11 protein-coding genes are annotated in these 11,231 nt (G+C 68.3%); 8 read left to right on the top strand and 3 right to left on the bottom strand.

Translation table 11 applies throughout. The features are described 5' to 3' along the window. Nucleotides 1-164: 164 nt before the first annotated feature. On the top strand, nt 165-389 hold the full coding sequence (locus tag M8J74_RS42825; RefSeq protein WP_249841573.1) for a hypothetical protein: 225 nt from the start codon (nt 165-167) through the stop codon (nt 387-389). Nucleotides 390-428: 39 nt separating this feature from the next. Here the strand turns inward: M8J74_RS42825 and M8J74_RS42830 are convergent, their stop codons facing one another. Beyond that, nucleotides 429-641, bottom strand: a complete 213-nt coding sequence (locus M8J74_RS42830; RefSeq protein WP_249841574.1) for a hypothetical protein — start codon at nt 639-641, stop codon at nt 429-431. Nucleotides 642-964: 323 nt separating this feature from the next. Between M8J74_RS42830 and M8J74_RS42835 the strand changes: the two genes are divergently transcribed. Continuing rightward, nucleotides 965-1,975, top strand: coding sequence for an aldo/keto reductase (locus M8J74_RS42835; protein ID WP_249841575.1), 1,011 nt, complete (start codon nt 965-967; stop codon nt 1,973-1,975). Nucleotides 1,976-2,361: 386 nt separating this feature from the next. Here the strand turns inward: M8J74_RS42835 and M8J74_RS42840 are convergent, their stop codons facing one another. Beyond that, complete coding sequence (locus tag M8J74_RS42840; RefSeq protein ID WP_249841576.1) at nt 2,362-3,213, bottom strand: LysR family transcriptional regulator; 852 nt, start codon at nt 3,211-3,213, stop codon at nt 2,362-2,364. Between the two features lie 81 nt (nt 3,214-3,294). On the opposite strand from M8J74_RS42840, the gene M8J74_RS42845 reads away from it, so the two are divergent. From M8J74_RS42845 to M8J74_RS42860, 4 genes are all read left to right on the top strand, one after another. Further along, the gene (locus tag M8J74_RS42845) at nt 3,295-3,789 is read left to right on the top strand and encodes a cupin domain-containing protein (RefSeq protein WP_249841577.1); all 495 of its coding nucleotides are present in this window, start codon (nt 3,295-3,297) and stop codon (nt 3,787-3,789) included. Nucleotides 3,790-3,910: 121 nt separating this feature from the next. After that, on the top strand, nt 3,911-4,270 hold the full coding sequence (locus tag M8J74_RS42850; RefSeq protein ID WP_249841578.1) for a DoxX family protein: 360 nt from the start codon (nt 3,911-3,913) through the stop codon (nt 4,268-4,270). Nucleotides 4,271-5,252: 982 nt separating this feature from the next. Continuing rightward, on the top strand, nt 5,253-5,756 hold the full coding sequence (locus tag M8J74_RS42855; protein WP_249841579.1) for a hypothetical protein: 504 nt from the start codon (nt 5,253-5,255) through the stop codon (nt 5,754-5,756). Between the two features lie 214 nt (nt 5,757-5,970). Then, on the top strand, nt 5,971-6,519 hold the full coding sequence (locus M8J74_RS42860; protein WP_249841580.1) for a hypothetical protein: 549 nt from the start codon (nt 5,971-5,973) through the stop codon (nt 6,517-6,519). Nucleotides 6,520-6,692: 173 nt separating this feature from the next. On the opposite strand, the gene M8J74_RS42865 is transcribed toward M8J74_RS42860, so the two are convergent. Continuing rightward, entirely contained in the window at nt 6,693-7,115 is a 423-nt protein-coding gene (locus tag M8J74_RS42865; RefSeq protein ID WP_249841581.1) for an ATP-binding protein, read from the bottom strand. Nucleotides 7,116-8,139: 1,024 nt separating this feature from the next. Between M8J74_RS42865 and M8J74_RS42870 the strand changes: the two genes are divergently transcribed. Beyond that, nucleotides 8,140-8,358 (top strand): hypothetical protein, encoded by a 219-nt coding sequence (locus M8J74_RS42870; RefSeq protein ID WP_249841582.1) that lies wholly within the window; start codon nt 8,140-8,142, stop codon nt 8,356-8,358. After that, nucleotides 8,355-10,826, top strand: coding sequence for a substrate-binding domain-containing protein (locus M8J74_RS42875; protein WP_249841583.1), 2,472 nt, complete (start codon nt 8,355-8,357; stop codon nt 10,824-10,826). Before M8J74_RS42870 ends, M8J74_RS42875 begins: the two co-directional genes overlap by 4 nt. Nucleotides 10,827-11,231: the final 405 nt, after the last annotated feature.

Below are 11,231 nucleotides of genomic sequence, written 5' to 3' on the forward strand. Positions count from 1 at the left end.
TTCGAACCTGTCCGACCACGCGAACGGATAGAGAACAGGCAGTCAGCCAGCCTCACGAGGAGATCGACAGTCACGCTGCGTACGCGACCGCACGAAGTGGACCAGAGCCCAAACTCGTGAACAACGCCATCGATTGTTGCCCGTAGAAGCGGGGATCGGCCACGGTGCTGCGCATCACCGCGGCGGGCGGCTGGGGATGGGTGGCCGCCGTGTGGGGATACGCCCCGTTCTGGTTCTTGGCCGAGGACCGCGTCAAGCTCGCCGTCTACCGCTGGCTCGACCATCCTCCACACCCGGCACGCGTGACCGCGGAGTGGTTCGCGTCCGGGGCACCGGTCTGTCGGCCCGCACCGCCATGGCGGGGGCGCCCCGTGTACGCGGTCCAGTGACAGGGCACCGAAGTCCTCCGGTGCCGTGTCCGTGTCCGCCTACGGCCTGTCCCGGGAGGCCGACGGTGCTCGCGCCTGCGCTGCGGGCCCGTGGCCGCCCGGGTTGTGGTCGCCCGCACGGCGCCGTGAGCTGCGTGGGATCAGCTGTCGGCTCCGGCCGGGGTTGTCGCGAGGGGTGAGGCCTTCCTTCTTGTTGGCGTTGAGGGCGAACTCGTTGGTGAACGTCTTGCCCGGGTTCACCGAAGTGGTCACGTTCCTGACTCGGTGGAACGCGCCTGGCTCGACCGCTGCTGGCCAGGGGATGGGCGTCGTATGTGCGCATCTGCGTTATGCAGACTTTCCACCCGCGAGCGGCCGGCCCTTGCGCCTGGCAAGGCGGTAGTCGGATCTCTCATCAGCGCCTCCAACGGTGCTTGTCAGGCCCTTCGACACCACCCCCCCAGGTCATCCGTTCGACAAGGGGGACCAGTCATGCCGGGCCCGGAGGTCAGTAGTCCTCTTGCAGGGCCGTGGACGGAATTCCATTCCGAGATGGCCTTGCGTTGAAGCGCACTTCAACTTCTAGCTTCCGACGCATGCGATACGTCAAACTCGGAACGACCGGGCTGGAAGTCTCCGCCATCACCCTCGGCTGTATGAGCTTCGGCGAGCCGGACCGGGGCGGCGAGCCTTGGTCGTTGGGCGCGGACGTTAGCCGGGACATCATCAAGCAGGCCCTCGAGAGCGGCGTCAACTTCCTCGACACGGCCAATGGGTACAGCGCCGGAAGCAGCGAGGAGATCGTCGGCCGGGCGGTCAAGGACTTCGCCAGGCGTGAGGAGGTCGTTCTCTCCACCAAGGTCTGGATGCGGATGCGCCCCGGCCCGAACGGCGCCGGGCTCTCCCGCAAGGCGATCTCCGCCGAACTCGACGCCTCCCTGAAGCGACTGGGAACCGACTACATCGACCTGTACCAGATCCACCGCTGGGACTACGACACCCCGATCTTGGAAACCCTCGAGGCGCTGCACGATGCGGTGAAGTCCGGGAAGGTGCGCTACATCGGAGCCTCCTCCATGTACGCCTGGCAGTTCGCCAAGGCCCTGTACCTGGCGGACCTGAACGGCTGGACCCGGTTCGTGTCGATGCAGGACCACTACAACCTCATCCACCGGGAAGCAGAGCGCGAGATGCTCCCGCTCTGCGCCGACCAGGGTATCGGCGTGATTCCGTGGAGCCCGCTGGCGCGGGGCAGGCTGACACGGACCCAGGGCATCGCATCGGCGCGTGCCGAGACCGACGCGGGCGGGAAGATCCTCTATCGGGACGAGGACCAGGCGGTGGCCGAGCGCGTCCACGAGATCGCGGGCAAGCGGGGTCTGTCCCCGGCACAGGTCGCCCTGGCCTGGGTCATGCGCAACCCGGTGGTGACCTCGCCCATCGTCGGGGTCACAAAACCGGCCCAACTGGCCGATGCGGTCGCCGCGGTGGACGTCCAACTTCACGAAGACGAGGCCGCCTACTTGCAAGAGCCCTACCAGCCGCACGAGGCCGCCTACCTGGAGGAGTCCTTCTACAAGCAGAAGCCTGTGGCGGGCACCCGGTAGTCCGGGCTACCGCCGGGCCTTCGACGAGTGGTCGACCTCAGCCTTCACCGCTCTGTGGTCGGCCCAGTGGTGCTTGCGGGCGGTCGCACGCAACTGCGTGATCCGCGCGCCGGCCAGCCAGTGCGGTGAGCAGGGTGTCCGCCACCGCGGCCTGCAGCTGCGCTGGCCGGGCTGACTTGCAGTCCCTCGATCTCATCGACCCATCCCTCCGGTTCGGCATTCGGTGAATGCGGCGCTGAGGTTGTGGTGGGAAGGCAGAGGAATGCCGTCGGCGGCATGGTGTGGGCGGATGTCGATGCTTCGGGTGATCATCTCCTGGTGGAGGGATCGGGCCCGAGACCGTGACCGTCTGTTTCCCGAGCTGCGGCAGTACCGCCTGCCAGTGCTCAGGCGCGGTAGGCGGATGCCGCGATCTCGATGAAGGACCGGATCAATGGGTTGCGGTCCCCTTCGTTCCACGCCACCACCACTCGGCTCGGCGCCATGTCGGTCAGCGGTACGACGGCCAACTCTGCGGGCAGGTCGTGTCCGAGCGGGGCCAGGCCGATCGTGCCGTTCCACAGCACGGCCTGCAGGCATTCCTGCACAGCGCGCACCACTGGGCCCTTCCGCGGCCTGCCGCCGTTCCAGTACGCCTGCCAGAGGGGGTCGGTCCCTTGCGGGAACTGAAACCAGCGGCGGTCGCTCAGGTCGGTCAGTCGCAGCCGGTCGCGTCGGGCCAGCGGATCATCGGCGCGCAGGACCACGCCGACCGGATCGGTCCGCAACCCCCGCACCGTCAGGGCGGTCTCGTCGAATGGCGCTCGCGTCAGGGCGACGTCGACCAGTCCGGCGCGCAGCCCGCAGGTCGGGTCGGTCAGATCGGTGTCACGGATGCGGATGTCGATACCGGGGTGGCGTCGGCGGTAAGCGGCGGCCAGCCTGGCCACTCCCGGGTCGGTGCCGTCACCCAGGATGCCCACGGTCAGGGTCGTGGCGCCGGCCGCCGCGCTCACGCGTAGACGGACACTGTCGGCATGGTCGAGCAGCGCCCGCGCCTCGTCGAGCAGCACCTTGCCCACCGCAGTGAGCGTGACGCCGGCAGGCGATCGGGCGAACAGCAAGGCCCCGACCTCGGCCTCCAACTGTTTGATCGCCCGGCTCAGCGGCGGCTGACTCATGTGCAGTCGGGTGGCGGCCCGGCCGAAGTGGAGTTCCTCGGCGACCGCCACGAAATAGCGCAAGGTCCGTAGCTCCACGCTGCAACAATACCCACGAGGTATCGGCGCTGCGAGATGGGTCTTGGACGCCGACAAGGCCTTGGCGGTGCAATCGTGAGCATGACCGAAGCAGCCAAGACCAGCCGGCCGCAGGCCGGCCCCGCCCTGTCGGTGACGGGCCCCGGTGACGGGGAGACGATCATTCTGGGCACCACGCGCATGCGCGTCCTGGAGGACGGCAGCCACACCGAGCACCGCCTCGCGATCGCCGAGTCCGTTCTCGCCCCGCACACTCAAGGGCCGCCGCAGCACCGCCACGCCCGACATGACGAAGGCTTCTACATCATCTCCGGCACCGTGCGGTTCACCGTCGGAGACGAGGACCACGATGCCACCGCGGGCACGCTTGTGATGGTTCCGCCCGGCATCCCGCACACCTTCGCCAACCTGACCGACCAACCGGCCGTCATGCTCAGCACCTTCACCCCCGACCTGTACGTGCAGTACTTCCGAGACCTCCAGGACACGCTCGCCGCCGGCCGGCCGCTGACGCCCCAAGCCAACATCGACGCGATGAAGCGCTACGCGACCGAACCTGCCACGGACCTCACCTGAAGCCGACGGCCCGGTACGACCCGGCCCCGTTTGGGACGACGGACCGGGCCTTCTTCAGGCATCTGTTGGCAGTCGACGCCATCGACGGGACCCCGGGAACGGGTGTTCCAGAACGGGAACCATGAACCTCGCTTATTGGATAGTCGCGGGACTTCTCGCCCTCTTCTACTTCTACGCGGGCGCGATGAAGGTGAGCCGCAGTCGCGATCAACTACGACCGATGATGGCCTGGGTCGACCGCATGCCGTTGTCCGTCGTAAGGCTGCTGGGAGCGGTCGAAATACTGGGCGCGATCGGACTGATCCTGCCGCCGCTGACCGGCATAGCTCCCTCACTGGCGCCAGCCGCGGCCATCGGCTTCGTACTCCTGCAGATCGGTGCAATCGCCGTCCACCTGACCGGTGAAGACCGCCGGATCACGCTGAACGTCGGGCTCATCATCACCGCGACCGCCACCCTCTGGCTGGCCACCAGTCTGTGATCGAGCACCCTGTTCACCGGCGGCTCCGCCTGAAGGCAGCCGCTACGGGGCCTCTGGTGTCGCATTCGTGCGGCAAGGGGCCAGAAGGGACTCTGAGTTAAAGTCCCTGTCGGGAGCAGCCGGCGGCGGCCCTCGCGGGAGTGTGGACGATTCCTCCCATCCGCTGCTCAGCGTCTTCGCGGGCGATCCGCTTCAGCGGAGGCCGTTGGGTCCCCTCGAGGAGTCGTTGGTCCCTACCGGCCGCTGCGCTGCCCGACGTCAGCCGGTCGCTACCACCGCAGTGAGGTGGGAGCTGGGGCCAGGATGAGCGAGGCGGCCGTCGCCGGTTGTCGGCAGAACCGGCGACGGCCGTCGGCGCGAGAGCTCCGCCTGGCTGCTCATGCCACGGTGCCCTGGCGCGCGGATCGTCCTCGCGGGCCCTGGGGTGTCGCGGGAGTGCGCCCCAGCTCGAAACCGGCTGCAAGGACGAGGGAGCGGGGACCCCCGGGATCGTTCGCGTCGATGCGGGCCCGGATTTCCCTGTCGGTTCGGTTGTCCTGCGAGCCCGGGGGCTGGGGGCTGGGGCCAGATCCAACTCGTGAACGTGGTCTGGCGGTTCGCATCCTAGAGGGCTTCACAAGCGTGGCGACAGCCTCCGATTCGGCCTTCCCGCCACATCACCTATGCCGCTTGTCTGCGGGGAGCTGCAAAGATCCAGGGCGGCCCGTGCGCAGCCAGGGACTGGGCTGTGACCCATGATGATTACGTGCCGCACAGGCTGACGACGGCACCGGGTGCGGTCGGGCCGGTCGCGCCGTCGGCGAGGCCGAAACTAATCCGTATAAGAATTCTTTGTCCTGGTTTGGATCATTATCCCGGCTTAGGCTGGTGGTGTTGCCCCGGACCCTGGCAGTCGCGGTCTTTGACAGTGGCCGCAGGGCGCGTGCCATGGCGCGCCTGACCTGCACATCTCCAGTACTCGGCTGTCGAGGGGGATGATCTCATGGGGCGCGATGTCCGCCTGTTCAGTCTGCCGCGCGTCGACGGGGCGGAGGTTTGCTCGCAGCTCGCGCATGTGTCGTCGGTGATGGAGGTCCGGCGGGAGACCGACGCTGTCAGTACGGCTGAAGCCGGGCGGGGGATGCTGGTCGGTTTCGGTGTTCCGAAGATCATGGCTTCGCGCGTGGCGGACGCCGTCCGGGTGGGCTGTCACTACATGCGCGGCCACAGTCGGCGGTCCCGTTTCTGGGTGTTGCTTGGTACGGACGATGTGGGTGTCACCGTCATCCTGACGGACTGGGACGAACTGCCCCCTGGCGCAGATCCTGAATGGCTGCCGGAGGGGGACGACTCGGAAGCGACCGATTCCGGACGCCTGACCGTGCGTACGACCGTCCAGGGTTACCTGCGCGTCGGTTGCCGACTCCAGTGGTCCTGGAGGCAGAACGGACAGGCTGACAGCACCGCTCGCTCATCTCTGCTGACCGAGAAGGGGCTGCGCTATTGAGACGGGGAATCGACTTTCCCGCAAGTCGGGGCTCACCGCCAAGGATCTTGGAGCCTCCTGCGATGAGCATGGCATTGACGAGCATTGTGGCGGGTGACTGATGGACACGACGAGTGATCGAAAGACCGGGGGAGGCGTTCTTCCCCCGGACGGCTGGTGCGTGCGTGCCCGTGTCCGCATCCTCACCGAACATCAGTCCACCTCCGTCGAGCCCTTGAGCCTGAGGCTTTTCCACGCCGGTGATGAACTGGAGATGGTGCAGTGGGGCCAGCCGGGTGCCGAGGACGGCATGGCCCCCTGGTGGACCGGTCAGAACCTGCACGAGGCTCACAAGGTTCCGGCGAGCAAGGTCGAGATCCTCGAAGTTCTGCAGCCGCTGCCGGCCCCTTGTCCTGCCCACCTCATCCCGGACGCCACCGGCGCCGAGGCCTTCCACGACGCCTACCGCAACGCCATCGCCCACCGCGCCGTGTTCGTCGCCGTCGAATGCGAAGACCGCGACCAGTGGACGGTGAAGGCAGACACCCTGCCCGCCGGTCCGGGCCATACCGTCTCTGAGACCGTCCACGAAGCCATCCGGGCCGCCATGACCCGCCTGGTCGACCGCCGCGAGGCCGACCTGGACGCCTACAAGGGGCCCGTCTACTTCATGATGCACGGCCTGCGCGGCGAACTACGGGCCCGCGAACTGGCCGCCGCACTCCATGCCGCCCTCTATGCAGACCTCGAACCTCTCGCCCGCGCCGTTCCTGCCGTCTACTGACGCGGGACGCAGCCGTGTGGTCCGTCGACAGCATTCAGCCCCCGCCCCGGCCCGCCGTCGACCGGCCACCTCGCCTGCCGGACCTGGCCCGTATGCGAACCGGATGCCGAGCAAGCGGCGTGTGGCCTGACGGGAGGGTGAGCATGAACGGTTGGATGGCAGTGACCGTCTGATCAGCAGATCTGCTCGCCGGCTTCGTCTCCGATCGGATCGTCGGCCAGGACGAGGGCTGCCATGATGCGTTTGCCGACGGGTTCGCGGTGCATCTCGAAACTCCGGCAGAGGGCCATCACGATTTCCAGGCCGTGCTGGCCCACCCGGTCGGGGTCGGGGGTCTGAGCCACCGGCAGGCACGGGTTGCTGTCCCACACCGTCACCTCCACCACGCCCTCGTTGACCTCGAGGGTCAGCAGGCAGGGGCCGGGGGCATATTTGCGGGCGTTGGTGACCAACTCGCTCACCACCAGCTGCACCCCGCCCGTGACGCGGTCGGCGACCGGCACACCGTGCACCTGGTGCAGGTCTGTCAGGAACGAGCGGGCGAGACGGCGGGCGGCAGAAATGTCCTCGCTGCCCTCGAAGGCCGCGCCCACCATGATGAGACGGTCCGTGAAGGACTCACGGCCGTCATCTCGGACAGGCAGATCCATGCCGTCCGCCTCACTTCCGAAGCGCCGACCCCGAACTCACATCCCCGCCTACCCCACAAACACCGGTCTTCACATTACGAAAAAACCAGTAGTTTACGGACGGCAATGATTGCCCGGGAAAAGCGACCACCAGAAGAAGTGAGGCCGGGCAGGCAGAGCGCAGGATGGGCCTTCCTCAGCAGTCACGCCCGAGTCCTGCCGGCCGTCGTCCCCGACAGTGATTTGTGTCTGCTGTCTGCGCGACATCGCCGCGACCTGCCGCATCACCGAGCGCACCGCACAAGGCATCGTCACCGACCTCGAAGCCCCCGGTCACCTGAGCTGCGGACGCGACGGGCGGCGCACTCGCGATCCCTCCACCTCGGCGGCACCCTCCCTCATGCCGCAGAGACGCAGCTGGCCTTCGACGCGCCGGGCACAAGACGTTTACGGGGCGGCGAGTGAGAGCGAGTGTCGTGGTCTCGTGGTGCGACGTCGTTGGGATGGGCGGGGGCCGGCCCTCCGTTGCAGCGGGGGCCGGCCTTTGTTGCCGCGGTGTCCGGACCTAAGGGACGTCCGCTGGGGTCGGTCCCGCAGGCGGGACCCTGTGTCAGTGTGGCCCGCTGGTGTGGGACTGGGGGCGGAGACTTTGTTGCGGACCGTATTCCGCAACAATGCACCTTCACCCTGACCTGCGGAAACAGTAAGCCGCGCCTCGTGAGAGAGGGAGCCTCCGAGCCGGTCGGCCGGGCTGTCGGGGCGTGGAGCGGTGGCCTTGTTGCGGTAGTGCGGCCGTGATGGTCTGGTGCGGGCCAGTTATTGCGAACTGCCCTGTTGCGTTGCTGATGATGAGTTAACTGTGGTGCTGCGGCCGCTGTTTGGCGAAGCCTTATGGCAGCCGCCGAGGCCGCGATGGGGAGTTGCAGCTCTCCGACGCCGAGTGGGCCTCGGGCTGGTTCACAGCCGAGTTCCGGACCGTGGGGGAATCACCATGAGCACACAACACCACGCCGCACCCGCGTGCGGTGTCGTCCCGCCGAGCTGGCGGATGGGCGCGTTCGCCTTCATCCAGATCGTCATCGTCGTCCTGGTCGTGGCCGGCTGCCCGGTGCAGACCGCTCTGGGCTGCGCGGCCGGCGGCGGCATGGCCGCCGCGCACGTCGTGCGCGCCCTGTTCGGTCTGCCCCTGCCGGCGGGGGAGGGGCGATGAGCCCGGCTGGCCGCAGGCCCACCGACCACGACCCGGCCGCCGGCCCGCTGCCCGCGCTGGCCTGGGCCTTGACCGCCAGACGCAACATCCAAGGCCTGAGCCTGGAGCAGCTCGCGTCGGCCACCAGCTACGACAAGACCACCCTGTCCCGGGTGACGAACGGGACCACGCTGCCCAGCGAGGGCCCCTACGAGGCCTTCGCCCGCGGTTGCGGGCTGGACGTCCAGGAGTGGAAGCGGCTGCGCCTGCTCGCGGGTCAAGCCGCCGCCGAGCTGGGCCCGCAAGCCCTGCGGCGCTTCGCCGACGCACTCGTGTCCGCCTGCACCGTGTTGCCCGAGGCCAGCCGGCAGCAGCTGGGAGGGGCAGGTGACCTGGTCGCCGTGTGGAATGCGCTGCAGACTCCCGACAATGACTTCCTGCAGAAGCGGGGAGAAGACCCGACGCCGAGCCCGGAACTCGGCGGGCAGCTCGGGGACCTGGCTGCGCCGCCTCTGGCCGCGGCCTCGGCTACGGCCGCGAGCTCGGCGTCGGCCCCCGGCTCGGAGGAGAGTCTGCCTCCCGATCCGGGCCGGCACCTTGATCCGGGCGCGAGACCGCAAGCGGGGGAGGGGAAGACGCCCGCCTCCACCCTCGGAGCCGGCTCGGAACAGGCAGCTTCGATGCCGTGGTACCGGCGCCGCGCGACTCGTGCGGCCGGCGTCGCGCTGGCCGCGGCCGCCGTGGTGGGTGGTCTGTTCGTACCCGGCTGCAGCCGGGACACCTCCTCGGGGCCGGCATCCTGCTCAAAGCCGACGCAGACGCTGCACGTGGCGGCGTCCACCGACAAGGCCGCCATCGTCAAAGACGCGGCCGACGCCTACGGCTCGCACAGCAGTGACGGTCAGTGCGTGCGGGTCACCGTCGACAGCGTCGACTCCGGCACCGCGATGCGGGCGCTGGCCGACGGCTGGAACACGGCCGTCGACGGACCCCGCCCGGACGTGTGGTCCCCCGCCTCGCACATCTGGCTGCAAATGGCCCGCGCGCGGGCGAAGAAGAACCACCACCCGCAACAACTCGAGCAGCTGCCCGCAGCGCTGCCGGCCGGTTCTTCCCTGGCCCTGAGCCCGCTCACCATCGCCATGCCGGAGCCGGCCGCACGGAAGCTGGGCTGGCCCAAGCGGAAGATCAGCTGGCAGGACCTGGCATCGATGGCGGCCCGCCCCGGCTTCAAGCTGGGCAAGACCAACCCGGAGTACTCCACCTCCGGCCTGAACGCCACCTTCGCCTCGTTCTACGCCCAGACCGGCACCAGCAGCGAACTGACCACCACCAACCTCCACGATCAAGCCCTGCAGAAGAAGATCGCCCGGATGGAGAAGTCGGTGGTCCACTACGGCGACACCACCCTGACCTACCTGGCCAACCTGCGCCGTTTCGACGACGCCGGCCAGGCATCCGCCTACCTCTCCGCGGTCACCGTCGAAGAGAACAGCGTCGTCGCCTACAACCTCGGCTACCCCTGTGGCAGCCGCTCCAGCGAACCCGGCTGCGAAAGGACCAGTCCGCCGCACACCAAACTGCTCGCCTTCCACCCCGTCGACGAGGGCATCGGCACCATCTACTCCGACCACCCCTACATCCCGCTGCACGGCCTGACCGGTGCCAAGAAGAGCATCGCGGCCGACTTCCGGCACTTCCTGGCCACGAAGACCGCCCGGGCCAAGTTCGCCGACCTGGGCTTTCGCACCCCCACCGGGCACATCACCGGGCGCATCACCACCGGCAACGGTGTCCCCGGCGAGCGGCTGCCGGCCCCGCTCGGCCAGCCCACCGACGACGTCCTGAACGAGCTGCCCGCCGTCTGGCGCGACCTGCGCAAGCCCGCCAACGTCCTGCTGCTGATCGACACCTCAGGCTCGATGGACTTCAACGCGCAGGGCAAACAGCGGGTGGTGCCCACGGAGAAGAGCAAACTCGACTTGGTCAAGGACGCCCGCGGGGCCCTGCTCGACGGCTTCACCGACAGCGACAAGGTCGGCCTGTGGCACTTCTCCGACCATCACACCGTCGACGACATCATCGCCCCCATGGGCAGCAGGAAGCCGGACGCAAAGCCTCAACGCGAGCATCTCGCGACCGACATCGGTCACCTGGACGCCGACGCCGGAACCGCCCTGTACGCCACCATCGACGACGCCGTCGACGCTCTGCGCCACCACTACGACACCCACGCCATCAACGCCGTCGTCGTCCTCACCGACGGCTGCAACCAGACCAGTACCCCCAGCCCTGGCCTGGAAGAACTCACCACCACCCTCGCCGACCCCAGCAAACCTCCCGTCCGCGTCTTCACCATCGCCTATGGCGACGACGCCTGCCGCTCACAGCTGAAGGCCACAGCGGATGCCGGCCACGCCCACGCTTACAACGCGCAAGACCCCCGCACCATCGACAACGTCCTGACCAACGTCATCTCCAACTTCTGACCGTGCCCGAACGAGGGGCCGGGGCGACCCCGTACCGCCGGGCATCTACTCGATGCGGCGAGGTGGGCGAGCCGCGGGTAGCGGAGGGGGACGGACCGGCCCGGCCCACCACCGGGCTCTGCCGGCTCCTTCACCTCCGACCTTGAAGGGCCGGGCTCTGGGCGTGCACGACGTGCACGCCCAGAGCCGGACACGATCTCCAGCTAGGGAAGCGCCGTCGAAAGTTTGTAGGCATGGTGTGAGGGTGCCGGGGTAAACGCCGGGTTGCCGGCCTACGGCAGAGGGTCAGTGCGGGGACAAGGGGAGGGAAAGCGCTATGACGACAGTGACGGCGGCGAAGACGGACAACGTAGTTGGCTTGCCAGAGGTCGCCGATCCCTCTCGCGTGGAGCCGAAGGACGCCCG

The sequence above is a fragment of the Streptomyces panaciradicis genome (genome assembly GCF_023516615.1).
Lineage (GTDB): Bacteria > Actinomycetota > Actinomycetes > Streptomycetales > Streptomycetaceae > Streptomyces > Streptomyces panaciradicis.